This window comes from Parapedobacter deserti (assembly GCF_042646065.1).
In the GTDB taxonomy this organism is placed as follows: domain Bacteria; phylum Bacteroidota; class Bacteroidia; order Sphingobacteriales; family Sphingobacteriaceae; genus Parapedobacter; species Parapedobacter deserti.
Map to the genome: position 1 here is coordinate 173,909 of NZ_JBHRTA010000008.1, position 24,529 is coordinate 198,437.

At 50.0% G+C, this 24,529-nt stretch carries 26 protein-coding genes; 10 read left to right on the plus strand and 16 right to left on the minus strand.

All coding sequences use genetic code 11. The annotated features are described in order from the left end of the window. Nucleotides 1-7 precede the first annotated feature (7 nt). The 3 genes from ACFOET_RS02490 to ACFOET_RS02500 form a co-directional block, all read right to left on the minus strand. Complete coding sequence (locus ACFOET_RS02490) at nucleotides 8-3,265, minus strand: SusC/RagA family TonB-linked outer membrane protein (RefSeq protein ID WP_379019228.1); 3,258 nt, start codon at nucleotides 3,263-3,265, stop codon at nucleotides 8-10. 273 nt (nucleotides 3,266-3,538) lie between these two features. After that, nucleotides 3,539-4,672, minus strand: coding sequence for a FecR family protein (locus tag ACFOET_RS02495; protein WP_379019230.1), 1,134 nt, complete (start codon nucleotides 4,670-4,672; stop codon nucleotides 3,539-3,541). 121 nt (nucleotides 4,673-4,793) lie between these two features. Continuing rightward, nucleotides 4,794-5,663 (minus strand): RNA polymerase sigma factor, encoded by an 870-nt coding sequence (locus ACFOET_RS02500; protein ID WP_379019232.1) that lies wholly within the window; start codon nucleotides 5,661-5,663, stop codon nucleotides 4,794-4,796. 196 nt (nucleotides 5,664-5,859) lie between these two features. Here ACFOET_RS02500 and ACFOET_RS02505 point away from each other — a divergent pair, with 196 nt between their 5' ends. The 4 genes from ACFOET_RS02505 to ACFOET_RS02520 all read left to right on the plus strand — a co-directional run bounded on the left by ACFOET_RS02505 (nucleotide 5,860) and on the right by ACFOET_RS02520 (nucleotide 7,632). Continuing rightward, nucleotides 5,860-6,036: a hypothetical protein gene (locus tag ACFOET_RS02505; protein WP_379019234.1), complete on the plus strand. Its 177-nt coding sequence runs from the start codon at nucleotides 5,860-5,862 to the stop codon at nucleotides 6,034-6,036. Between the two features lie 141 nt (nucleotides 6,037-6,177). Continuing rightward, entirely contained in the window at nucleotides 6,178-6,777 is a 600-nt protein-coding gene (locus ACFOET_RS02510; RefSeq protein ID WP_379019236.1) for an HdeD family acid-resistance protein, read from the plus strand. A gap of 97 nt (nucleotides 6,778-6,874) precedes the next feature. After that, nucleotides 6,875-7,507, plus strand: coding sequence for an SDR family oxidoreductase (locus ACFOET_RS02515; protein ID WP_379019238.1), 633 nt, complete (start codon nucleotides 6,875-6,877; stop codon nucleotides 7,505-7,507). A 26-nt stretch (nucleotides 7,508-7,533) separates the two neighbouring features. Beyond that, nucleotides 7,534-7,632, plus strand: coding sequence for a hypothetical protein (locus tag ACFOET_RS02520; RefSeq protein WP_379019240.1), 99 nt, complete (start codon nucleotides 7,534-7,536; stop codon nucleotides 7,630-7,632). A 52-nt stretch (nucleotides 7,633-7,684) separates the two neighbouring features. Here ACFOET_RS02520 and ACFOET_RS02525 read toward each other — a convergent pair whose 3' ends face one another. Further along, nucleotides 7,685-8,029 carry a substrate-binding domain-containing protein gene (locus tag ACFOET_RS02525; RefSeq protein ID WP_379019242.1) on the minus strand — a complete coding sequence of 115 codons (345 nt, stop codon included), beginning with the start codon at nucleotides 8,027-8,029 and terminating at the stop codon, nucleotides 7,685-7,687. Nucleotides 8,030-8,166: 137 nt separating this feature from the next. Between ACFOET_RS02525 and ACFOET_RS02530 the strand changes: the two genes are divergently transcribed. From ACFOET_RS02530 to ACFOET_RS02545, 4 genes are all read left to right on the plus strand, one after another. Then, nucleotides 8,167-8,739, plus strand: a complete 573-nt coding sequence (locus ACFOET_RS02530) for a Crp/Fnr family transcriptional regulator (protein WP_379019244.1) — start codon at nucleotides 8,167-8,169, stop codon at nucleotides 8,737-8,739. Between the two features lie 74 nt (nucleotides 8,740-8,813). Continuing rightward, nucleotides 8,814-9,467: a hypothetical protein gene (locus tag ACFOET_RS02535; protein WP_379019246.1), complete on the plus strand. Its 654-nt coding sequence runs from the start codon at nucleotides 8,814-8,816 to the stop codon at nucleotides 9,465-9,467. 9 nt (nucleotides 9,468-9,476) lie between these two features. After that, nucleotides 9,477-10,409: an NAD-dependent epimerase/dehydratase family protein gene (locus tag ACFOET_RS02540; RefSeq protein WP_379019248.1), complete on the plus strand. Its 933-nt coding sequence runs from the start codon at nucleotides 9,477-9,479 to the stop codon at nucleotides 10,407-10,409. 579 nt (nucleotides 10,410-10,988) lie between these two features. Beyond that, a complete protein-coding gene (locus tag ACFOET_RS02545) occupies nucleotides 10,989-11,300 on the plus strand; it encodes a hypothetical protein (protein ID WP_379019250.1) in 312 nt (103 codons plus the stop codon). Between the two features lie 67 nt (nucleotides 11,301-11,367). Here the strand turns inward: ACFOET_RS02545 and ACFOET_RS02550 are convergent, their stop codons facing one another. Then, a complete protein-coding gene (locus ACFOET_RS02550; protein ID WP_379019252.1) occupies nucleotides 11,368-12,282 on the minus strand; it encodes an Rpn family recombination-promoting nuclease/putative transposase in 915 nt (304 codons plus the stop codon). A gap of 64 nt (nucleotides 12,283-12,346) precedes the next feature. Between ACFOET_RS02550 and ACFOET_RS02555 the strand changes: the two genes are divergently transcribed. Continuing rightward, nucleotides 12,347-12,622 (plus strand): hypothetical protein, encoded by a 276-nt coding sequence (locus tag ACFOET_RS02555; protein WP_379019254.1) that lies wholly within the window; start codon nucleotides 12,347-12,349, stop codon nucleotides 12,620-12,622. A gap of 107 nt (nucleotides 12,623-12,729) precedes the next feature. Here ACFOET_RS02555 and ACFOET_RS02560 read toward each other — a convergent pair whose 3' ends face one another. Genes ACFOET_RS02560 through ACFOET_RS02570 form a run of 3 tightly spaced genes read right to left on the minus strand, consistent with a single transcriptional unit; the run spans nucleotide 12,730 to nucleotide 13,710 of the window. Then, nucleotides 12,730-12,942: a hypothetical protein gene (locus ACFOET_RS02560; RefSeq protein WP_379019256.1), complete on the minus strand. Its 213-nt coding sequence runs from the start codon at nucleotides 12,940-12,942 to the stop codon at nucleotides 12,730-12,732. Next, entirely contained in the window at nucleotides 12,932-13,501 is a 570-nt protein-coding gene (locus ACFOET_RS02565; RefSeq protein WP_379019258.1) for an RpnC/YadD family protein, read from the minus strand. Before ACFOET_RS02565 ends, ACFOET_RS02560 begins: the two co-directional genes overlap by 11 nt. Beyond that, nucleotides 13,486-13,710, minus strand: coding sequence for a hypothetical protein (locus ACFOET_RS02570; protein WP_379019260.1), 225 nt, complete (start codon nucleotides 13,708-13,710; stop codon nucleotides 13,486-13,488). Before ACFOET_RS02570 ends, ACFOET_RS02565 begins: the two co-directional genes overlap by 16 nt. Nucleotides 13,711-13,722: 12 nt before the next feature. Here ACFOET_RS02570 and ACFOET_RS02575 point away from each other — a divergent pair, with 12 nt between their 5' ends. Beyond that, nucleotides 13,723-14,043 (plus strand): hypothetical protein, encoded by a 321-nt coding sequence (locus ACFOET_RS02575; RefSeq protein WP_379019262.1) that lies wholly within the window; start codon nucleotides 13,723-13,725, stop codon nucleotides 14,041-14,043. A gap of 264 nt (nucleotides 14,044-14,307) precedes the next feature. On the opposite strand, the gene ACFOET_RS02580 is transcribed toward ACFOET_RS02575, so the two are convergent. The 8 genes from ACFOET_RS02580 to ACFOET_RS02615 form a co-directional block, all read right to left on the minus strand. Continuing rightward, nucleotides 14,308-15,048: an Rpn family recombination-promoting nuclease/putative transposase gene (locus ACFOET_RS02580; RefSeq protein ID WP_379019264.1), complete on the minus strand. Its 741-nt coding sequence runs from the start codon at nucleotides 15,046-15,048 to the stop codon at nucleotides 14,308-14,310. A gap of 275 nt (nucleotides 15,049-15,323) precedes the next feature. Beyond that, complete coding sequence (locus ACFOET_RS02585) at nucleotides 15,324-15,920, minus strand: HdeD family acid-resistance protein (protein WP_379019266.1); 597 nt, start codon at nucleotides 15,918-15,920, stop codon at nucleotides 15,324-15,326. 34 nt (nucleotides 15,921-15,954) lie between these two features. Next, entirely contained in the window at nucleotides 15,955-19,110 is a 3,156-nt protein-coding gene (locus ACFOET_RS02590; protein ID WP_379019268.1) for an efflux RND transporter permease subunit, read from the minus strand. An 18-nt stretch (nucleotides 19,111-19,128) separates the two neighbouring features. Continuing rightward, on the minus strand, nucleotides 19,129-20,196 hold the full coding sequence (locus ACFOET_RS02595; RefSeq protein WP_379019270.1) for an efflux RND transporter periplasmic adaptor subunit: 1,068 nt from the start codon (nucleotides 20,194-20,196) through the stop codon (nucleotides 19,129-19,131). 25 nt (nucleotides 20,197-20,221) lie between these two features. Beyond that, nucleotides 20,222-21,565, minus strand: a complete 1,344-nt coding sequence (locus ACFOET_RS02600; RefSeq protein WP_379019272.1) for a TolC family protein — start codon at nucleotides 21,563-21,565, stop codon at nucleotides 20,222-20,224. Nucleotides 21,566-21,694: 129 nt separating this feature from the next. Then, the gene (locus ACFOET_RS02605) at nucleotides 21,695-22,453 is read right to left on the minus strand and encodes a LytR/AlgR family response regulator transcription factor (RefSeq protein WP_379019274.1); all 759 of its coding nucleotides are present in this window, start codon (nucleotides 22,451-22,453) and stop codon (nucleotides 21,695-21,697) included. After that, nucleotides 22,450-23,508 (minus strand): sensor histidine kinase, encoded by a 1,059-nt coding sequence (locus ACFOET_RS02610; RefSeq protein WP_379019276.1) that lies wholly within the window; start codon nucleotides 23,506-23,508, stop codon nucleotides 22,450-22,452. Before ACFOET_RS02610 ends, ACFOET_RS02605 begins: the two co-directional genes overlap by 4 nt. Nucleotides 23,509-23,621: 113 nt before the next feature. Then, the gene (locus tag ACFOET_RS02615; RefSeq protein ID WP_379019278.1) at nucleotides 23,622-24,212 is read right to left on the minus strand and encodes an outer membrane beta-barrel protein; all 591 of its coding nucleotides are present in this window, start codon (nucleotides 24,210-24,212) and stop codon (nucleotides 23,622-23,624) included. Nucleotides 24,213-24,529 lie beyond the last annotated feature (317 nt).

Below are 24,529 nucleotides of genomic sequence, written 5' to 3' on the forward strand. Positions count from 1 at the left end.
GATAAGTTTAAAATGTTAATGCTAAACCGATGGAATAGTGACGCATAACCGGACGGCTTCCATAGCCTAAGCCACTGCCCGTTTCGGGATCCCAGCCCTTCCAGTCGGTCAACGTGAACAGGTTTTTACCCGCAAGGGTAACGGTCAGGCCCGACACCTTAAGTCTCGAAAGCAAGGCCGTATCAAAATTGTACGACAGAATGACGTCCTGCAGGCGCAGAAAACTACGCCTTCCATACAACATGGGGTTGATGGAACTCGTGCTTGCCGGGCTCCGGAATTGCCCGCCCGGATTACTGGGGGTCCAAAAATCCACCTCCTCCCAGATTCCCATGTCCGAAATTGCATCCGCACTTCTGGCTTCAAACGGCTCGTTTTCACCTAAGTATCCTTTTCTTCCGCCTTGGATGGAATTCAGGAAAAACTTCAATGAGAACCCCTTGTATTGTAAGTGATTATGGATACCAAACCGATATAACGGATCCGTCATGCCCAGAATGACCCGGTCGGCCGCGGATAACACCCCGTCTCCGGTCTGATCTACAATACGGTAACTCCCTACATAATAACCCGTGGGAATTTCCTCGCCGAACTGGTAAATGCCGTCTACATCATACCCGAAAACTGCGCCGATGGGCTCGCCAATAAACAGGTTACTGGTCATCAGGTCGTCTTCCCTTCCATCGCCGTCAATATCGCCAAGCAACTTCTCAATCCGGTTCCGGTTCAGCGAAAAATTTCCGGTAATTTTCCATTGAAAGTCGGTAGTCCGGATGGCCGCGGCCGTAATGCTTGCTTCAAAGCCACGGTTTCCGATCTGGCCGATGTTGCTGATGATGGAGTTGAAGCCGGTGAGAATCGGTAAGTCACGGCTCCAGATCAAATCGCGGGTGGTCGTCTGGTAGTACTCCAAGTTACCCACAACCCGGTCGCCGAAAATCCCAAAATCAAGTCCGAAATTCGACCCATAGGTTTTCTCCCACCTGAGATCCGGATTAGGCAGGCTCGAGGGTGCGTGACCGTAGGCCGTCGACGCCCCATCGCCGAACACGTAAGTGGGCGAGGAGCCCACGCTCGCCAAGGAACTGTACCGTTGTACCAGATTCCCGTTTACACCATAACTGAAGCGGAGTTTCAAATGGTTCAGCCAAGTAATCGAACGCAAAAAAGCCTCCTCCGAAACCGTCCAGCCGATTCCAACGGATGGAAAATAAGCGGTTTTTTCATTTTCGGCAAATCCCGAAAATCCGTCCCGGCGCAGCGTAGCGGTGAGGTAATACTTGGAAAATGCGGCGTAGTTGATCCGGAACATCTGATACAGGGAAGTTTCTTCCCACGAGCTCGAATTGGTGAATTGATTGATGCCCTGTGACAGGTCGTTATAACCCAGCGTCTGGTTAGCCAAACTGGTGGCCCGTGCCATGGTCGAATCAGCTTCCCGGTGGCTCTTTCCAATGACAAGCGTTGCATCAATGTGATGGTTTTCACCCAGCTCTTTCGTATAGTTCAGGATGTTATCAAATGTATAACTGTAGAGTTCAGAGTTGTTTTTCCACGCTTCGCCGGTCTCCGCATTTACATACGGATTGGAATTGAACTGCCGTCGCCATTGCAGTGTGTTCCCATAATTGATATCCCAAGTGAACCCAGGAAGAAAAGGCACTTTGATTTTTGCGTATAGGTTACCGAATAGTTCATTCCGCTGGTCCAGATCATCGGTATTGACGGCGATAAGTGGGTTGTTCAGCCCCCCGAACTCGGTTATCAGCTTACCCGTTTCATCGTAAGGCGTCCGCAGCGGACCCGCCTGGGTAAGTTGGGTAAGATTCGGCGACGCGCCCGAGAAGTCTGCAAACGTACCAAACGTCTGTACCCCTACGTTCAACCATTCGGTTAGCTGTGTTTCGATATTAATCCGGCCAGCCTTTCGATTCATTTTATCATTGATGATGTAGTTTTGTTGCTTGTCATAAGCCAACGACAGGTAGTAGTTGGTTCTGGCCGAAGCTCCCTGGATCCCTACGTTGTGCTGCTGGATCGAAGCGTTGGTCGTTCCGAGTTCCCACCAGTCGACATCCGCCCCTGTTTCATATCCCTTAACCGCAAGTTCCCGGGAAAACGGATTGGTTTCCAGTATATTGAAGTTTTCATCCAGCTGCAAATAACCGGATTCTTCGGTATAAGCTTCTCTCCAAAAGATATCTTGTATCATCTTAAGATACGAGTCGCGATTGCGCGTGTGCAGCCTGCTTGAGGGTCCACCAATCGCGTACGAACCCGTATAGCTGATCTGCGGCTTCTGCTCCCCACGCCCGCTTTTCGTGGTAATCAGGATCACGCCATTGGCGGCCTGCGCCCCATAGATTGCTTTACTACTGGCATCTTTTAAAATATCCAATGTTTTGATATCGTTGGGATTGATGCTGCTAAGATTCCCATAGAAGATAATTCCGTCTAAGATAATCAGTGGGTTTTGGCTGCCGGATAAGCTCGTTCTGCCCCGGATCGAAATGGAAGGGGTCTCTCCCGCCTCATCCACCATCCCTACATTGAGCCCGGGAACCGTGCCCTGTACGCTCTGGAAGATGTTGAGATTCGGTGTACCACTCAAGGCGTCCAAATCTGCAGAAGCAATCGATCCGGTAAGATCACTGCGCTTTTGCGTGCCATACCCCACTACCACGACTTCATCCAGGTCGCTGATAGCTTCTGACAGTGTCACATTAATATCCGATTGTGAGTCCAATCGAATTTCCCTGCTTTCGAAACCGATCATTGTGAACACCAATACCTGTCCCCGTTCCTTCAATACCAGTTTGAAATCGCCCTCGGGATTGGTTGTGGTAGCAACGGAGGTTCCCTTTACGGTTACCGTCACTCCCTCAATAGCATTGCCTTGGCCGTCAACCACTTTTCCATTTATCGTATAATCCTGGGATTGGGGTGGCTGTACATCCTTAATTGTCCTGCTGCGCGCTGGGCGTCTTATAATAATGATGGTTTTGCCTTCCAGCTCCCAGTCAAGGCCAGTCCCTTCCAGCAACAGGTCCATTGTTTCTTCCAGTGAGGCATTCCGGATGTGCACCGTCAAGGTGGTATTGGCCAACTCCCTGCCCTGGAGAAAGAAATTATAGCCGCTCTGCTTCTGTATGCTTTCCATCGCGTCAGTCAGTGGAATATTCCGGACATTTAACGTGATTTGTCCAAAGCTGACTGCCGAGGCTTTCAGAACAACTACCATGGTAAGGAAAACCGCCAATTTCATAATCAGAAGCGTCCTGTAGGTTAAAGGCAAAGAAAAGCCTTTAACACATGTGTTAAAATTCATATGTTTGTACTGTTTGGATAATAAAAATGATAATTAACGCTTGCTCCAAGAGCAATATATCGCTACGGTCCAAACATTTCCGGATAGTGTTGTCAGCGCTATCCGGTATTTTTTTTATTCGCCGCGCGATAGTTCTGGGATTGTCCGGTTGTTATGGTGATATCATAATTTGTCTGTTTTTGATTGGTTAAAAAATTGGTTTTTTAATCGCTATAATTGGTTATCATGATCAATCGTTCCCGGTTGCACAATCAATTTATTCATGGTTACGCTCCTTTCGATTTTGAACTGCAATCCACTCCGCTTTAGTATGTTCAGCACGGTAGAAAGGGTTTCGTCCCTGCCGATGGTTCCGTAAAAATGTGTCTTGGGTGGGACTCCATCATATTCCACGTCAACGTCGTACCATCTGCTCAGTTGCTTCAGGGCTGTTTGGATGTCCGTATTGTTGAATACAAAAAGCCCATCCTTCCAGCCTGTGTATTGGCTTACCCCGACGGTTCTAACGGAAATATCGTCTTTGTACAGAACGGACTGTTGATTGGGCTTGAGTAAGGCTGTCTCTTGGGATCCCTTCTTACCCCCCAGGGATGATACCTGCACTCTTCCTTCCACCAGGGTGGTCTTTGTCTCCGGATCGTCACTGTAGGCCGATATGTTGAATTCAGTACCCAGCACCTCGACCGCCTGTCCGTTGGATAAAACTTTGAATGGCCATTCTTGCTTTGTTACCGAGAAATAGGCCTCACCATCTAAAAGGACAACGCGTTCGCCACCGGTGAACTTGTTTGGGTATTCCAATGTGGATGAGGAATTGAGCCAAACCCTTGTACCATCCGGCAGTGTAACCTGATATTGGCCGCCGCGGGGCGTGGATAGTTTCAGTTGTACGGTTGGTGTCTCGGTATCACCTGGCATAATACCAATGAGAGAACCATCCTCATAGGCCAGCGAATCGCCGATGATAATGCCCGATTTATCTTCACGCAATGGAATGGTGCGGCCGTCGGCCAGCATGAGGGTAGCCCTGTTACTGCCCGGCCCGATGTCATTTACGATTTCGGCGGACCGGTCAGTTACCCAGCCTGAAAGCATGTATGCGCCCGCTACCGCAAAGACAAGTGCGGCTGCTGCATAGGGAAGCCAGCGGGACAATCCGCCTGTTTTCTTGGGGACTACCTTGTTCCATACAGCAGCTTTGACTTGCTCTTTTTCGAATGGCGGCAACCCCTGCGTTTCAGCAAGGCGAACGTATGCCTGTTCAAGCAATGCCCGCTCTTCAGGGGTAGCTGTTCCCGCTTTATACTTACGATATATTTCCGCTGCGTCGTTGTAGTCCATCATAAATGGAGGGTCTTCCTTGGTTACTTATTGGTATAAAGGTTGAGAAGGAGATTTGTATTACGCAGGCGCAGACAATTCGCTACATTGATCTGTAACGATCTGAAATCCAGCAAGAAAAATATTAACCAATGGTCAGTATGCAAACTAGCGCACTGATCAGCAGGTTGAAAACCTTACGGAGCAGTCGTAAAGCTCTACTAACCTGCACTTTGACGGTATTTTCGCTGATATGGAGCTCTGAGGCGATTTCCCGATAGCTCAGACCGTCTCGGCGGTTTAGTTCAAATACCCTGCGCATACCTTCAGGCATATTAGCAACTTCCCGTTCAATCGCCTTTGCCAGTTCTTTCTCTCTGATATGTGCATCGACACTCCAAACTCCTTCGTCGGCTACCTTGGTTACCATGGATAGATATGCATTTTTCACCTTGCTATGGTCAAGCAAATCGAAAACCCTGTTCCGCACTGAGCGGTACAGGAATGCCGACAGCCTACCCCGGTCGTCTATTGTGGCATGTTTGTCCCAAAGCGTGGCAAACACATCCTGAAGAGCATCCTTCGCAAGGTCGTCATCCTGCAATATCCTCAACGCATGACGGAACAGCACCTCCCAATAGCGCTGGTAGATTTCGGCAAATGCCCGCTCATCTCCTGATTTTAACAGGGATAGGAGTCTATGGTCCGTGTACCTACCGTAATCCGCCATGTCCACTAAAAAAAGATGTAACAAATGTAGCGAAAATTCCGTGGGCGGTTTATATTCGCTTGACAATCGGGCTTTAAAAGGCCCCACATGACCTTCGGGCTGTTCAAAAGAGCCAACGTGCGCATCGGGGTGATCCTGCTTGTCGGCCTCGGGATGTTCATGGGCGCCGGCTCCATCCAGTCCATCTATACCAATGCCATCCTCGGCTACAACTGGAAAATCAATGCCTCGCTCAGCCTGATGACGATGCCCGGCATGGTCATCGCGGGATTTGTCAGTTTCCACTGGACCAAGCATAACCTGCCGATCAAGATGTACATCTTTTCGGGATTTGCCGCCTATGTATTGAACTACGTGATCCTCTATTTCATGATGGTGCCGGGGCTAAGCATCGATTGGTTCCTGTTGCCCCAGCTGCTGAACGGCTATGGGGTGCTCACTGTTTATCGCGCTCTGGCTTTACGGACTGAACGGAATCCTCATGAACACGTACAGCCAGGTGGGCGATTACGGGCAGGTGCGGCTGGACGCCATACTTGCCGCCAACAAAACCCTGCTGGGCTATGTCATCATTGCGGGGCTGGCATTTCTCACGTTCATCTTTTTCCACCAGTTCGGCGATTTCAAGTACCGCATTGCACCGGTACCGCATGCGTAAATCGGAATGGGAAAGCCGCAGAAACGGGAAAGCCAGGGATACGGCATCAGCCGGGGCCGAAGACATCGCGGGCGTCGTTTAATAGCATCATATCTATCGCATTTATTTTTTAATTTTATCATTCATAATCATCTGTTAACCATGGAAAGAAGTATCGTTAAAAAAGCATTGAAGTACTGGTATTTACCGCTGATAATCGGAATCTTATATATTATGATGGGAATCTGGGTGTTTATAACCCCCCTGAACTCGTTTCTCGCCCTGACGGTGTTCCTGAGCGCCGGGATTTTGATGATCGGTATTGCCGAACTGGTTTATGCTATCGCCAACCGGAAGCGCCTCTATAATTGGGGCTGGAGTTTGATAGGCGGCATATTGAACCTGGTGATCGGTGTCTGTCTGCTCTTCAATCCCGGCTTATCCGCGTTGATGCTGTCGGTTTTTATCGGGCTATGGTTGCTGTTCCGATCGGTAATAGCGATCATCAATGCGTTTGAATTCAAGCGTTCGGGGACAAGGAAATGGGGCCGGGTACTGGCAACGGGTATTCTGGGGGTTCTCTTCTCCGCCCTGTTGGTCTGGAATCCCGTCATCACCGGCGTGACCGTCGGCATCTGGATAGCAATCGGATTGGTCACGGTTGGCATGCTCCATATCCTGCTGAGTCTAATCCTCCGGAAAGTAAAGAAATACCGGGACGATCTGGAGGACCGGTTGAACGACTACGTGGAAGTGGATTAACGGGAAAACTACGATTTGGATCATTACCTCACATATTAGAATAAAAAAACATGGAAAAAGTAATTGCAATTACCGGATTAGGGGGCATAGGCATGGCATGTGCCCCAGGATAGGTGCAGGCTTCAGGCTGGTACTGGGCGATTTCAATACAGCGCACCTGGAAAAGGTTGCGGAAGACCTAAGCAATGCGGGATATGACGTCACGACGGCCGCCCTGGATGTGTCCGACAAGAATTCAGTCGATGGATTCGCCAAGACAGCTGCAGCATTGGGCGAAATCGCTGCCATTTTGCATACGGCCGGAATCTCCCACAATATGGGAAGTGCCGAACGCATCATGGACATTAACCTCGTGGGCACGGCGCGGATGATCGAGGCTTTTGAGCCGTATGTGACCCGGGGGGCGGTAGGTGTTTTCATTTCCAGCAATTCGGGATACCTGGGCCGGGCGCTGACGGAAGAAGAAACATCGGCCGTGGCCACCTTATCCGCCGATGCGCTCAGGGAACAGGTCGGAAACTGGCATATCCGGGAATCCGGCGAGGCCTATGTATTGTCCAAACGTGCCAACCGGTTACAGGTCGCTTCGTCCGCTGCCCGCTGGGGCAGGAAAGGAGCCCGTATCGTGTCCATCAGCCCCGGAGTCATCAGTACGCCAATGAGCAAAAAGGAACAGGAAACGTCCAAGCAAATGGCGTTCATGATCCAAATACACCTGTTGGTCGGATAGGCACTCCCGAAGACATCGCAGCCACCGTGGAGTTCCTGATCAGCCCGGCGGCCGGCTTTATTTCGGGAACGGATATTTTGGTGGATGGCGGGATAACGGCTTTGCTGAAAGGAATGGGGAAGTAATTTCTTCAGGTACTCACCATCCCCACCAGTGGGTCAAACCGTAGCGACCCCGCTACGGTTTGACCGGTTGCTTTCTCAAGGAAGAAGAGCGGACAATGAGTCTTGAACCGACCAGTATGGTATTGCTGATTGTCAATGGGATGTTTTTATTGATCTGCTGCAATAAGTGCTGAGCAGCTACGGTCCCCATTTCCATAGCCGGATTATCTATGGTTGTCAGGTCGGGATCGATCATCCGGCTCATGAAATCATTGTTGAATCCAACGATTGCGATATTCTGCGGCACGCGGATCCCGGCTTTGATGAGTGTCCTCATGCAGGCGATGGCGGGAGGTCGTTTGTGATGAACAGTCCGCCCGGGTAAAGGGTCCATCCGAAGGATTTCGATGACTTTCATCGCCTTTATGAACTAAAGGACGTTTCCGCCCGGCAAATAAAAAGCGATGGATCGCCAGTTGCCAAATGTTTTTTTATTCGGATACAAACTTCATAACTTTGATGGTTATGAAAACCCCGCTCTGTTAAGATCATAAAATGTCGAAATTATTAGAAAACATAAGCCTAATCATACGATTGGACGCTGAAGAGCAGAAAAAGATCGAACGTGCGTTTATTCCTGCATCCCTGCGGAAAGGAGAACACTGGATCACAGCGGGTAAAGTATGTAAACAGGTCGCGTTTTTACATAGCGGCAAACTCAGGGTATATTACGGCGATATTTCCGGTGATGAGACCACCTGCCATTTTTTTATGCCCGAAAGCTTTGTCTCCTCGCTCACCAGTTTTTTGACCAATACGCCGTCAACAGAGCATATCACAGCCATGGAAGACAGCGAGCTGCTGAACATTTCCAAAGAAAGGCTGGAGGCGCTATCGGATGAGATCCCCAAGCTGCACATCTGGCGGAGGGTCATTGCAGAGAACCTGTTTATATCGATGGAAAAGCGGGTTGCGATGCTTCAATCGAAGACCGCTTATGAGCGGTACAGCAAAATGATCGAAGAGGATCCCCGCATCCTGCTGAGTGTCCCCCTGCAATATACGGCCTCGTTTCTGGGCATAACACCCCAACATCTCAGCCGGTTACGAAGGGAGTCAGTAAAATAATTTCTTAACATTTGTTCAGCCGGGCTGCCTGTTTCATTTAGACCTTTGTAAGGTAATCTTAACAAATTCAGAAAATGAAACAGCTTATGCTTATTACCACACTGATGCTATCAGCCATCGTGTCAGGTGCACAAACCTCGGGAAAGAAATCCAAAGAGATTGTTCTCTTAGCCGGCGCGATCCAGCCCATACTTCTCCAGGGCGGGAATTTTGAAGTGGACTTTTATCTGCCCAGGATTGTATTCAACTATTCGCATGGGTTTTCATTGGATATGGAGCGCAAAACAGGTACCACCGTTGGCGATGCAAAGAAACAATCTGTGGCTTATCACCTGCCTTATTCAACGGGATTCGGGGTGGGGTACCGGTTAAACAGATACCTTGATATCCGGCTGGAACCGAAGATGCACAAATTCGAGGCTTATTACGACGGAACACGGCGGCAGGAGTCCGTTAATCAGATTGTGGACTACCGCACGGTAACCCTGGGGGTGGGCGCTTACTTCCGGTGGAAACCATTCGAAAAGCAGACGAACGCACTGAAGGGCATTTTTACCTCGACCAGCATAAGGTACTGGCAAAATGTCTGGACATCGCTGGATAACAATAAACATCAATACGTTAATAGGGTGACAAACAAAACCGAAACGTTAAAAGCGGCCAATATCGGGATTGCCAATACGCCTTTTCTGTTCAATATCGGAATTGGCTATAGTATTATCTTTTAACACTCTACCATGCCTGCACAATTACATACGGTGCTCGGAGCATCCGGTGCAACCGGGAGGGCAGTTATCCTTGAGCTCGCAAAAAGGAACCTCAGCATAAGGGCTGTCCACCGGTCCGCGAAACCGTCGGAGTCCGGGACCGTACAGGCCAACCTGTTGGATAAAGAACAGACTATCCGTGCCATTGATGGATCATCCTACGTTTATCTTTGCGTTGGTTTACAATACCGGTCCAAAGTATGGGAAAGGGACTGGCCGCTGTTAATGGCGAATGTGATCGAAGCCTGCATCGTTACAAAGGCGGTTCTGATCTTTTTTGATAACGTATATATGTACTCAAAGCCATTGCATAATCCATTTAATGAGCAGCATCCCCAGCAGCCCTCAACTAAGAAGGGGATTGCCAGGAAATCCGTCGCAGACCTGCTGTTAAGTTCGGTCAGGAAACACAAACTACAGGCGGTAATCGGCAGGTCCGCAGATTTTTACGGGCCTCACGCAGTTAACAGCCCGTTCCATATATCATTTTTGGAACGGATGCTCTGCGGAAAAAGTCCTATGGCACTGGGTAAAGCAAACGCACGGCATACTTATGCCTACACGATCGATAATGGTAAAGCATTGGTGGAGCTCGCCCTGGACGAAAGCACCTACGGACAGGTGTGGCATCTGCCGGCCGGTGACCCGCTCACAATTGAACAGCTAACTGAACTTTTCAATTGCGCATTATCTACAAGGTATGAGACTGCCTATCTTTCCCACTTCTTAAGAACGACATTATCGCTGTTTATTCCCCCTTTAAGGGAGGTGACTGAGATGCTTTACCAGTTTGAAGATGATTACATCATGTCTTCTGATAAGTTCAAAGATCACTTTCCCCGCTTTAAGGTAACGCCCTACGAAGTTGGAATAAGTGAAATGATCAAATCGTTTGAAAATTGACCGTTTGCAGTGGCAGATTCATTTATAGCAACCGAAGAGAAAAAGCTGATCAATGGTTGCTTCGTGCGGAAGAAAATACGAAAAGCCGCTATCCTAAAACTTAAAGGCGTCAAAATGATTTACCAAACGGAATGTACACATAGATGTAAGCTGGTCACTGCCAAAGCGCAGTCGAAAGGGAACCGATAAAAAGGTTGGCATCCTTTCCTTTTTTTATCACTTGTTAAATTTCGCATCTTTTTCGCTAGTAGATAACTCTAAAGCTTTTATTCCACCGATGAAAATAGGCCTTATTCCCCCGTCCAGTAACCATCCACTGTACAATTAGCCGAAACTTAATACCTTGCTCGCAGTGTGAAGATCTCCTGCCGTGGAAGTACCGTAAAATGTGGGAGATGCAGCGGGCTTGGTCTGTATTAACACATCACAGGAATCTATGTTTTTGGCGGTAAAGGCTTTTGTATTCTAATCCTTCGTATGACTGGTTATCCATTCCGTGATGAATGTTATGATATTTTCAAACGTCAAACTCGTGATATCTGACGGGTCATACCCCCCTTCTTCAACTTCGACAAACCGTTGCCATCCGCTGATAAGTTAAAGGCCCGGCTTATAAAATTCCATAAGGCGCACGGCTCGGACGCGTATATAAATCTGTTCAAGGACCCAAAGCTGATTGTATTGGAAGAGGAATTGATCCCATCGGGGTATTTCAAAACTCCGCGCGATGTGGCAGAGGTGCAGCAGCATTGCCGTGAAACCTATGGATACAATTATCCAAGCGCCACGAGCACGCTGAATACAGCGGTTGAAAAAGGGTGGCTGGTGAAAGACCAGAAAACCTCGCCCATGAAGTATAAACAGGGGCCGAAAGCTCCGAAAGGGGATTAAAACAACAAAATAAAAGCCATCCGACGCCGGATGGCTCAATATCATTATAACGACAACCAAGCGGCCGCTATTTCTTTTTCTCCAAGGCCGAACGGACGTTCTTAACGAAATCAATGGAAGTTTGGGACGCACGGGCAGCTTGCTCATCATCGAAACCGAAGTCCAAAATAAGATTCGCTACCACTGAAGCCTTCCCTTTTTCTATGCCTTTTTCTATGCCTTTTTCTTCACCCTCCCTGCGGGCATATTCAAGCGCACCGGCCGTATCCAACTTACGTTTCAGACTCGTATCATACATCTCTTTCTCCTCCTTTGTCAGTTTGCTGTATTCAGCAATGTTAAATAGCTTTTCAAAAATCGGCTTCCGAAGGTAAAGGGGAATCTTTTTCAGTTTGCTCATGTTCTTCAGCACATACAACCAACCGTCAAGATCCGTCTCCAATTCGGACTCCTCTTTAGCAAAGTTACGCAACTCTAAGTAAATAAACCCAAGGTCGTCATAAAAAACTTCGCCCGTATCCCTGTTACACAAGCAAATATCGTGCAGGTACCGGTCGTCATGGCCGCCGCTGGGCATAGCGAACCCGTCCATCAATACGATGACGTATACTTCGGGGATCGCGTAATCCCATTCTTTCCGCTTGCCTTTGGGAGCCTGATCGGATATCAGCTTGCTGCCATAATACAGCATACGTTTTTTGAGATTGGCCAGTGCACTCCGCTGAACCTCAATAATAAATTTCTCGCCGTTGCATGCAGTACAGGTGAGGTCAAAAATGACGCCGCCGATTTCCTCGGTATCACCCGCATATTCGTTTTTATTGAACACTAAATCGACTATTTCCTTCCGTCCCTGAAAAATGCCGTTCAACAAAGCGATCAGTAGGTCTTTGTTCGGCTCGGTACCGAATATCCGCTTAAAGCTGAAGTCCAAGAGCGGATCAATGAATCTGCCTGCAATAGGTTGCTCGGATTTGGTCATAGGCAAAGATAAAATAATCTGACAAAAGATCACCCTCCCCAGCTTTTTCAACTTCGACAAACCGTTGCCATCCGCTGATAAGTTAAAGGCCCGGCTTATAAAATTCCATAAGGCGCACGGCTCGGACGCGTATATAAATCTGTTCAAGGACCCAAAGCTGATTGACCTATTGGAAGAGGAATTGATCCCATCGGGGTATTTCAAAACTCCGCGTGATGTGCCGGAGGTGCAGCAGTATTGCCGCGAAACCTATGGATACAATTATCCAAGTGCTACGGGCACGCTGAACACAGCGGTTGAAAAAGGGTGGCTGGTGAAGAATGAAAAACTTCGCCTATGAGGTGCAAACAGGGGGCGAAGGCTCCGAAGGGGAAAAAATAGGATAAAAACAAAATCCACCTACCTCTTGGCAAATGGCTGTCAGTCATCGGCGATATCCGGCCTACCCTACAATTTTTCCACTTCTTCGATAGGAAGTTCCAGCACGTCTGCAATCATCGCGTTGTCAAAACCGCTGTTCTTCATCTTGGCCGCTGAACGCAGCTTTTCTGCATAGGCCTTTGCGCGTTCCTGTTTTACCTTTGCGCGTTCGTGCTCAATCAGGCGCTTGGCCCGGGCACGTTCTTTCTCAATGCCTTCCCTTTTGGCCTTATCTACCAAAATATTCCGTTGTTCCCATAGTTTCGGTACTCCTTCCTTCCAGTTGTGCTGTTTCACTTTTAAAGATATAGAATTGGTTCGCATCTTCAAAGGAAACGTAATATTTCAAAAAGTCATATATGCCTGCCCGCGTGTACTTTGGCATCCTGCGGGCCTTCATCTCGAAATACAGGTCGCGTTTGATGCCATGCAGTGCATCGTCGTCCGCACCCGGCTGCTTGATGGACATCAATGCCGTGAGCACCACCACGGCGAACGGATTCGCGTCTGACCGCAGCGCGGCTTCGTCCTGGTCCAGCACCTTGTACGTGGTGAACTCGTAAGACAGCCTGGTGCCCAGCAGCCCTTCCTCATACACCGATGGCCGGTAGCTTTTATGGCCGTCCGCCAGTATGGCGATGGCCGTGATGGGAACTTTGTATTTCTCGCGCAACCGGATGTAGTAATCGGCCATGCGCCGGGCAAGGTCGCCACGGCCCTTGTGCGACTGCACCTCGATGTGGCAGAGGATGAACCGTTCGCTGCCATCTTTAAGGAATACTTTTACCAGTTTATCCACGTACCGCATGCTTCTGTTGCGGCCCCGCCGGTGCTCCGGGAAAAGCTCATCGAGCTCCTTATCCCAGTATTCGAACTCCCTGCTGAATCGAACAGGTCGGCATCGTCCGGGTAGAAGAAATTCAGGAAATCACGGAAAACATGCTCCAGCACCGCTTTCCAGAGCCGGTCGTCCTGCCTGCCGCTATTCGTCTTTTTAGGTCCTGCCATATTTCATCGTTGATGATGAAGCGAATATACTCAGAATCATCGATACTTACTAAATTTTTTATCATTTATCGGTGTGGCTGTTCAGGCTTAGAAGAGACGCCCCGAAAGCCGACCGAGCGGCCCCGGAAGTATGAGCGAGACACTGAGCATCTCGTGGAGCAAATGATAGCTGATTTTGCAAAGGATCATAACCTGATTTTGGAGTCGGGGAGGCTGTATGAGCTGTTGGCGAAATACGTAGACAAGGAATTGGAGAAAAGGGAAACCACCAAAAAAACCAAGGGGGGCAAGGTCTCGAAAAAGAAGGTCTTTGCCTACGTGAGGAAGAAGTGAAAGGAATGGCGGAGCCGGGATGGCGGCGGAAGGGGAGGGGTGATACCGGTATGCTGAATACGGGGTAGTGAAAAAGGATGGCTGGTGCGGGAGGGCAAGTCGAAGCCGAAGTGGTATAAGAAGAAGCGGTAGGCTGTTCGGTATTGAATCTTTAAGAACGGAAATGAGAAAAAGCCACCGGTCGGTGCTGAACCTGTAGAAAGCAAAAAGCCATCCGACCAATGTGGGATGGCTCAATATTCTGTAATGGTGGACTAGCTGTCGCTACTTCTTTTTCTTCTTGTCCAAATCAGCACGGACTTTCTCGACGAAATCTTCGGTTACCGTAGCAAAATTAGCAATTTCAGCAACGGTGAATTTTCCCGCAGCCAATAGATTGCTCACAACCTCATAGCTTTTCTGCTCGGCACCTAATTCAAATCCTTCTGCCTTTCCTTCTGCTTTCAGCAATTCATACGTACTCATAACTTGCCTCCTGATCGTTTTTGGTAGTTTTTTAGTCAATCTCTTCGCTTCCTCGGGCGACAATTCCGCCTGATGCAAACAATACACCACCAACTCCTGCCCCAGATACCCCTCCACGTTGGCTAGCCCGATGGTCATCACCAAGGAAAAATTACTGCCCAACCACGCCTTGTCATGCGCATGCTTGAGCGACAACAATGATGCCACCAGGAAATGGTTGTCCAATGCCCTGATTTCCTCGTCGCTAGCATCGCGCAGGTTGCTGTAAAGGTAGTCGAATTTCGGAAGAAATCCAAGCAACTCGGATTCCAAATCAGCAAACAGCCGATCCAACGTCCAATATTCCCATTTTTCCTCGCCGTGGTAGAATAAAATGGGGATGATGGGCGAAAGTTGCTTTCTGCCTTCTTCTATTTGCTGCTGGTAGCCCGAGAAGATGTAGCCCCCAACCTGTACGGGCGTATACTTGTCGGGCCGACTCTTATGCTCCACCAGCAGCGAGATGTCCACGCTGCCCTTACCGTCTTTACGCATGCTCATACGAACGCTGCGCCTTTGATTTGCGAAACAATGCATAAATAAAGCGATTGGCCTGCGTTATCCGCTCAAAATATTTAACAACAAACCGCTCGCCTTTTATTTGGATCATCCTTACCTCATTTCTACCCTTATTCAATACCATCCCCATATCCCCAAAAGCGGCTGGGAATGGCGTGTATAAAGGGACCGTATGATTGGAATTCCGGATGAATCACGATCTTCTTTTTGCGCATAACAAGGAAATCTCTGAGGCCGTGTGTATCGCAGCTGCTTTTTCATATTTCGATATAATCATTAAACCCGCTTCTGGAACGTTCCTGGTATGTTTTCAGCTTCCGGAGAATCATGGCCAGCGCGATATGGATGATACCGAGGATGACGAGACCTACCCCCATCCATAGGCCAATAGCAACCCCCATAAACACGGGATTCCACAAGATCATGGCCGAGAACAGTACCCCTGATATACCGGCCGCCAATAGCCACCCCCATTTGCGTTCGCCCTGGCGTTTTACCTCAAACGCGTTTATAGTGGCCATAATCGACCTGAACAGCAGCCACACTCCAATAAACACCGAAAGCATCAGCGCGGAGATGCCGGGGTTTGAAACCAGGCAGATGCCGACAATGAGATTGAGCAGCCCGCCGATCAGGTGCCAGCCCCAGTTGGTGAGGGACTTACGGTTAGAAAAGGCATAGATCAATTCGAGCAGTCCGGCAGCGGCAATGCCTATGCTTAGGAAGACAGTCAGTGCCAAAAAAGAACCTATGGGCGTCAGAAACGCCCATATTCCCAGACTGATGTGCAGTATGCCGGCTATAAGCGGCAAATACCAAAACTTCAGTGCGTTGTTTATGCTATACTTTTTCATGATAACAGGAAGTTAAAAGTGATTGATTCGATGGTTAATATTCTTTGACAGCGACATGCTCATATGGCTCGGCCGCGAGTTCGTCAACGTTGATCTTTTCTTTGTTCATGCCCAGCTTGTTCATGACGTTTTCAAACAGCTGATATACCACGGGCACCACGATGAGTGTGAGGAACAGGGAGCTCAACAAGCCACCGATAATCACCCAGGCCAGGCCGTTTTTCAGTTCCGCGCCGGCGCCCCCTGCCAAAGCAATCGGCAACATACCGATGACCATCGCGATCGTCGTCATCAGGATGGGGCGAAGCCGTGCCCGGTTGGCGGCGATCAGCGCTTCGCGTGTAGACAACCCCTCGCGTTTGATCTGGTTGGTAAAGTCAACCAGGATGATCGCATTCTTAGCCACCAAGCCGATGAGCATGATCATCCCGAGGATCGTGAAGATATTCAGTGAGTTGTTCGTGAGTGCCAGCGCCATGAGCGCGCCGATGACTGATAGGGGTATGGAGAACATCACCACCAGGGGATGCACAAAGCTGTCATAGAGTGCCACCATGATGAAGTAAATCAAGAAGATGGAAATGAGCAGTGCGATGAATAGGGAGCCGAAGCCTTCCGATTGGTTCTCCATGTCGCCGCCCCATAAGTAGGTGACACCGGCGGGCCTATGGATGGTTTCCAGCTGCGCTTCCAGGTCGGTAACGACGGCACTGGACGGACGGCCTACCACCTGCGACATCACCTTGACGGATATGCTCTTGTCGTACCGCTCCAACTGGCTCGGACCCGAGCCTTCCGTGATTTCGGCAAACTGCGTGAGCGATACGAGTTCGCCCCGGTCGTTTACGACCTTGATGTTGCGCACGTCATCGATATTACGGCGGTTGTATCCGTCAAAAAGCACATTGATATCATATTCATATTCGCCATCCTGAAACTTGTTGTCGGTATTGCCGTTGAAAGCCATCTGCATCGTGGCGCCGACGGATTGGATGGATAGACCCAAAGCGGACATCTTCTTGCGGTCTACCTTGACGGAGACTTCGGGGTTGCCCGATTCCGCAGAAAGTTTGGCCTCCGTCGTTCCCGGTATCCGCGACAGCAGGCTCAGCACATCTTCCGCATACGCGTTTACACTATCCAGGTCTGTCCCCTTTACGATCATCTGTACGGGAGCAGCCTGTGCCAGTCCCACGATATTGACAGGTATGGTTTTTACCTTGGCTCCCACCAATACCTTTTCCAGTTCCTGTTTGATTTTGGCTGCGTATATATCGGCCGGATCATCCCGTTCAGATTGATCGACCAGTTGCACCGTGATTTCGGATTGGTAGGCCGGGGCCAGGCTGGCACCGCTGCTGGCGCTCGACTGGCCAACCGTAGTGATCATGGATACGATTTCCGGCTTGGCCGCCAGGTATTCTTCCGCCTTCTGGGTCACCCTGTTGGTTTGCTCAATTGCTACGTCTTTCGGCAGCTCAATCTGCACGAGGAACTCGCCCCGGTCGCCCTGCGGCATGAATTCGGCTTGGATGAACTTGCCCGAAATCAATCCGAAAGAGCCGATGAACAGGACCGAAATGATGCCAAGCGTGATGAATTTGTGATCCAGGGCCCATACCAGTATACCTGATACCCAGCCGGTGAATTGCTGCAGTTTGGCTTCAAAAGCATTGACCAACCGCCCGAAGAACGATTTATTGGATATGGTTTCCAGCTTGCCGTACCGTGAGGTGAGCCACGGAACAACCGTAAATGACACCACCAGACTGAGCAGCACGGCGATAACCACCACCAGGCAGAATTCCCGCAGGATACTGACCACCATGCCACTGCCCAGCGATATCGGCAGGAAGACCACCACGATGACCAGGGTGATGGAAATAACCGTAAAGCCGATTTCTTTCGCTCCATCGAGGGACGCCCTTACCCGGTTCTTGCCCATTTCCATGTGCCGGTAGATGTTTTCAATCACCACGATGGCGTCATCCACCAGGATGCCCACTACCAGCGAAAGCGATATCAGCGACATCAGATTCAACGAGAAGTCCATCAGGTACATGCCTACAAACGTGGAAATCAGCGATATCGGGATCGCAATCATCACAATCAGGGCGTTGCGCAGGCTGTGCAGGAAAAACAGCATGATCAGTCCCACCAGAATGATGGCGAATATGAGGTCAATCAAGACCGCATTGGCTGATTTAAGGGTATAGACCGAGCTGTCGTTGGCGATGTCGATCTGCAGCCCTTCAGCATGGTATTCATCGTGTAGCTGCTCGATGAGCGCCTGGGTCTGCTTGCTTACTTCCACCGCATTCGCGTCAGACTGTTTGATAATCTGCACCGCGATGGCGTTTTGCCGGTCTACACGCGCAATCTTTTCCACTTCCTTCTGGGTATCCTGAACATGCGCCACATCCTTCAGCAGCACCTGTCCTCCGCCGGGTGTATCCAGTACCACCAGCTCGCGGAGTTCTTCCACCGATTCGAACTTGCCGGCCAACCGCACGAGGATATCCTGCCGGTCTGACTTGATGCTCCCCGTCGGGAAGTCCATGTTTGCGGTGGCAATGGCTTGCTGGACCTGCATCATGGAGAGCCCGTAGGCTTCCAGTTGGCGTGCATCCACGCTCACCCGGATCTCACGTTCCAGCCCGCCGATGAGGTTGACCTGTGCCACACCGGTTATCTGCGACAGGCTCGGCTGGATTTTTTTGTCCATCAGGTCAAAAAAAGCAACATCGTCCATTCCGGAGGTCGCCGACAGGGTCATGATCGGCAGATCGTCCACAGACGATTTCACCAGTGAGGGGGTTTTCGCATCGTCCGGTAGGTCCGACAGGATTTCGTTGACCTTTCGCTGGGCATCGTTCAGGGCCAGGTCGACGTCTGCATTGCTGGTAAGTGTAATCACCAGCAACGACAGGCTTTCAAACGACGTGGCTTCGATCTTTTTGACGTTCTCCATGGTGCCCACCGCGTCTTCCAGTTTTTTGGTGACGGTGGTTTCCACTTCGCCCGGGGATGCTCCGGGGTATACCGTGGATACGGTGATGACACCGGGTGAGAATTTGGGCAGCAGCTCATAGTTGAGCGAAAGGTAGCTGACGATGCCGAACAAGGTCAGCACGGTGAAGACCACGATCACGATGGACGGTCTTCGTATCGATATATCTGATATCTTCATTTTATTGCGTTGTTAAGACTATTGCGTAAGCGCTTCTACGCGCGTACCGTTATTCAGGTTAATCTGTCCGCTCGTGATGACCATTTCGCCTTCTTCCAGACCGCTCAGAATCTCCACCTGTTCGCCGATAATACGGCCAGACACCACCTCCCGGAGCTTGGCTGTTTGGTCTGTTTCCGAATAGACATATATCCGGTTGCTGTTGACGCTTCCGATAAAAGCGTTCCGGTCGATGACCACCCGTGGGGCTTCCTCCGGAAATTCAAATTTGGCGGTGGCATACATGCCCGACTTAAGTGGGAGGTTCCGGGTATTCTCTACCGTTATTTCAACGGGATACTTCATGGTGTTATCCGCCTTTTCGGCGATGAAACTCACGATACCTTCGAATACCGCATCGGGGAATACGTTGCTGGATATCGATACCCGGTCGCCTAAGCTGATGTGGACAACCTGGTATTCATTGGCCGTGACATTCAACTTCAGGCGCGAGCCGTCGACAATTTCGAAAAGCTTGGTGCCCGGCGACACGAAGGAGCCCACTTCCACCGACCGGCTGTTGATGACCCCGGCAATCGGGGCTTTGATGACGGCATCGTTCAGACGCCTTTTTGACTGTTGCAGCTTGCTTTCGGCATTCCGCAGCGATAGCTCGATGTCGTCCAGCTGCGCCTTGGTGACACCGCCGGTTTCGAACGAGGACTGATAACGCCGGTAATCCGTTGTCAGCTTCTGGTACGCGTCTTCGGCCTGTTTCACATCGAGAGACGCTACCTCCGAGTCGATCACTGCCAGTACCTGTCCCTTCGATACCCGGCTTCCCGCTTTCACCCTGATCTCGGTGATCCGGCCGCTCGTCTCCGACAGCAGTTCCAGGTCCTGGTTTGCGGAAAAGCTTCCATTGGCCGAGAAGTCAAGCTTGATGGGCTGCTTGGAAGCCGGAGACACCATGGCGGCAACGGCACTTCCCGTCCGGGCCACCACAGCGGTTTTCGCCTCGTTTTTGTTCCGGTTGTTGATCAGTATCCAACCGGCCAATGCGCCGGCTGCCAGTATGGTAAGGGTGGTAATGATTATCCGTTTCATTTCTTGATGTATGAATGATGTATGACTAATTATAAATCGATTTAATCTCCCCGCGTGATCTGGCCAGGTCAATTTCCGCGATCTTGAAATTGAGCAGGGCCTCGTTGTAGCTGTTTTGGGCCACGACCAGCTCGGATTCGGCGTTGAGCAGATCCGTCAACGTTGCCAGCCCGTTTCTGTAGTTGTTCTGCGTGCTGAGGAACACGTCCATCGCCAGGTGCATGTTTGCTTTTTGGTTGGCCACGGTTTTGGAAGAGCTCCTCACCTGGTTCGCAGCGTTTTCGCTGGCCATCATCAGGGAATTGCCCGTGTTCCGGATGTCTTCACCGATTTTACGGAGGGCAATGTCGCTCTGCCGGATCCGCGACCGCTTTGCGAAACCATCGAATATCGGGATGGACAGCCGCAGCGATATTGCCGACATATCGAAATTCAGCGCGTTGGAGCTATAGAGGTTAAGCTTATTGCTCTGGGTATTGAAAACGTAATTCGCATCGAGCGAAAGCGTTGGGAAGTATTCACCCCGGCGGGCTTTGCGTTCGTACTGCAGGAGTTCTTCCTGCTTTTTCAGCACCTGATAGTCAAGCAGGTCCTGCACCTGGTGTTTGCTTGCTGTGGCCGCCAACTGCGTACTGCGTTCCAGTTCTTCCAATGCAAGTTCGGGCAATGCGATTTCTTCGTCGATGGGCATATCCATGTAATACTTCAACAGGTTCTCCTGATGGGTCAGTGCCCGCCTAAGCTCCTCGTGCTGTGCTTCCTGGTTGCTTTTGTTGACCAGGATGCGGTCGAGATCGATCTTCTTGGCCAGTCCCGATTCGTACTGCCCGCGGACAATCTTCTCCAATTCGCTGATGCGCGCGATGTTGGACGCTACCACGTCCAGCTTCTCGCGGTTGATGATCACCATGTAATAATTGACCGCCACCTGCTGGATGACATTCTGCTCACTCAGGTCCTTCATCATCTGGTAATACTCGGCGCTGCCCTTTGCGGCCTTTATGCCCGCAAACAATTGCTTGTTGAAAAGCTGTTGGGTCAACTGCACCTGAGTCATTGCGTTCCAGCTTTGCCCGGCCCTTATGGCCATAAACTCACCGGGGGCGCCGCCAAAAGCCTCCGCGGGCAAGACGAATTGCTGGACAATCGGGTTTCCAGTTACCGAGCTGGTGACGTTTACCTGCGGCAGTGCTCCCGCACGGGTTTCGGCGACCACTTCCTGTCCCTGTTCGATATCCAACCTTGCCTTTTCCAGCACGGTGCTGTTGGCCAGCGCATACGAGATGGCATCTTCCAAGCTCAATACGGTCTGGGCGGATACGCTACCTGCTAAAAGTAAAGCCGCACCTATTGCATAAACTATTTTCATCGTCATATTAATTTTCTGTGACAGGTGCAAAAGTAGGGGGTGTGCTGCCGGAAGCCCAGCAAGAGTTCGGTGAAGCGGACAAATCAACGCTTCACCCATTTAATTATGGGGTTGAAAATGAAGGGATGGTTATTGCGCCAGCCAGGCCAGGAATTCGCTCAGCTTCTCTTTGCTGATGGTGATGGAGTGTTCGAAGGGGATGGTCAGCCGTACAGAAAATTTGCGCGACAGGTGATGGGACGCATCGCCTACGGCATCGCGGTTAATGAGAAACTGGCGGTTCGCACGGAAGAATTTTTTGCCGCACATTTGTTCGATCTGGTCGAGCGTCTTATTCAAGAAGTAGGTCTTCCCGGCAAAATTAGTGAGGTAGGTCACTTGGTTCTCGATATAGAAAACCGCAATATCATCAACCTTGACGGGTATGATTTTCTCTTTGTGATTAACCAGTATACTGGAAGATTTGGCGGGTTTCATCTCATCCAGCAGCCGCTGTATCTCAAGTATGGCATTGCCGCTGCCCGAAAATGCATTTGAAAGGCCGTTATACTTATCGAGCGCGGCTTTTACCGCTTCCGGCGTGAATGGTTTGAGCACATAGTCGACCCCGTTGAGCCGGAAAGCCTGAAGTGCATATTCGTCATACGCGGTACAGAAAACGATTGGCGTGCTGATTTCCACTGCATGAAAAATGTCGAAACTCAGCCCGTCTCCCAACTGGATGTCGCTGAAAATCAGGTCCGGAAACGGGTGTTGACGAAAGTAATCGATTCCTTGCTTTACCGAGTGGAGTGCAGCCACGATGTTGGATGAAGGAGCTACCTCTAAGATCACATCCTCCAAATCCTTAGCGGTCAGTTTTTCGTCTTCAATGATTACGATGTTCATACGGGAATGATATTAAAAGCGACCGAAAAGCTTACCCCATCATCAACGATGTGGATGTTATTGCCAGACAAGAGTTTATAGCGCTCAGATAAATTCGACAGCCCATTGCCTGTTGACCCTTCTACACTCGCTTTGCGCTGTAGGTTGTTCTCCACTTTGATGACTCCGTCATGTACCGTGATGCGGATATGCAGGGGGCGTTCATCCGTCAACTCGTTATGTTTGACGGCATTTTCCGCCAGCGGCTGCAAGGAGAAAAAGGGGAGGATGCCATCCTGGTAGCTGTCCGGTACGTCAAACGTATACTCCAGAGCGTCCCCGAACCGCATTTTCTGCATTTCGAGGTAATCGCGGCATAGTTTGACCTCTTCCCGCACAGTTGCTATACCCTTTTTATTCTGGGAGAATGAGATACGGAGGAAATCGGATAACCGGAGCAGGTATGCTTCTGCCGTCTTTCCGTCTTTCCTGATCAACGACTTCAGCACGGTCAGCGCGTTAAACAGGAAATGCGGCTGCACCTGTTGCCTGAGCAGCTGGTTCGTTGTTTCCGCGTTGACAGATCGCAGGTGCGACACCTCCAGCTCGGTTTGCGTTTTCAGGTGGTTCAATAGGATGAAGTTGTGCAGTAGATGCACCAGTCCGTATACCATCAGGGCTGGGATGATAATAAGCAGGTACAGCTGCCAGCCCTCCAGTACCTGCATCTCTTCCGAAACGTAGAGCGCGCTGGGAATCAACCCGTATTTTTCGGCCCAAAGCCGGAAGAAATGGTAGCCAAACATGAACAGTACATTGATCAGGCTTCCCAGAAACAATCGCAAGTGCGTATGGCGGGCAGAATCGGTAAAATTCCGCTTTTCAAACAGGACGATCAATAAGATGCTGACCGCGCATGTAACCAGCAGTACCGCCCCGCTTAGGGTTGCCCTGGAAATCCCGGACAACAAGTCCAGCTCCTGCGAGTAAGTCATGATGGCAACAAATACCATGATCGACAGCGACAACACGAGGCTGTACCTGATCAATTCCTTTAGGGGAAACCTTATCCGCATACAACAAATATGTACAAATTGAATAGCTTTACCAAAAATCACCATGCACAAAAAACAAGCCCCGATCTACGCATGCGTAAACCGGGGACACGAAACGGGTTGGATAGCCCGGTTTAGAAGTAAAAGTTTATCCCGATGGACGGCGCTAAGGAGTTTGCGTTCAGTCCAAATTCATTCACCCCTACCTTAGACCCGCCTTCGGGTTTCTGGGAGGAATATTCGTAATACAAGCCTCTCACCGACAGCTCAATGCCTAATCTGCTGCTAGGGAAATAAGCGATACCCGGTGACAATGCTGCGCCATAACGTTCGGTGGTTCCTGTTTTGTCGCCATCTACATGTTGCGTACCCCATGCCATGGGAGCTGCCAGCTGCCCGAAAAGCTTCACATTGCCATCACCTTTGTAATAGCGGGCATAGGGAGCCACGGCAAATTCACCCAGCGACGTCTTCACATCGGCGGCGCTTTTCGTGGTTTCCCCCGAATAGCCGAGGCCAAGCCCCAATGCGAAGTTATTCTGCACAAAATATCCGACATGCGGCAGAATCGCATAATGCTGCGTATTGCCATCCACATCGACTACTTTTTTATAATCATAGGACACATTTCCGCCTACGATCACCGTTCCTTTGTCCGTACTTTGGGCATTTACCGCCATGGTAACTCCCAATCCTGCCATCATTGTTAAGAATAATTTTTTCATCTTGTTACGTTTTTACATTTGTTGATACAAAGGTACCGCGGGGCGATTATGTCCTTTAGTAAGAAGTTCGCGAAGCGGCCTAAATACAGGGTAAAGCGTACAAAGACGACGGTAAATGGGGATAAATCGCAACCGAAGCTGTTCACCGCGGCATCGGGACCTATCGCCACGACGGTATTGGCTGCCAGATTTGAAGTGGCTCCCACCCGCGGGAGCAGGTGTTGCTTATTGTTAGCAAAGCAAATTATAACAAAAAGAAAAGAGGCGGCTAACTTTTGCTAATCATCTTCCATAAGGGAAACGAACTTTGAGATAAA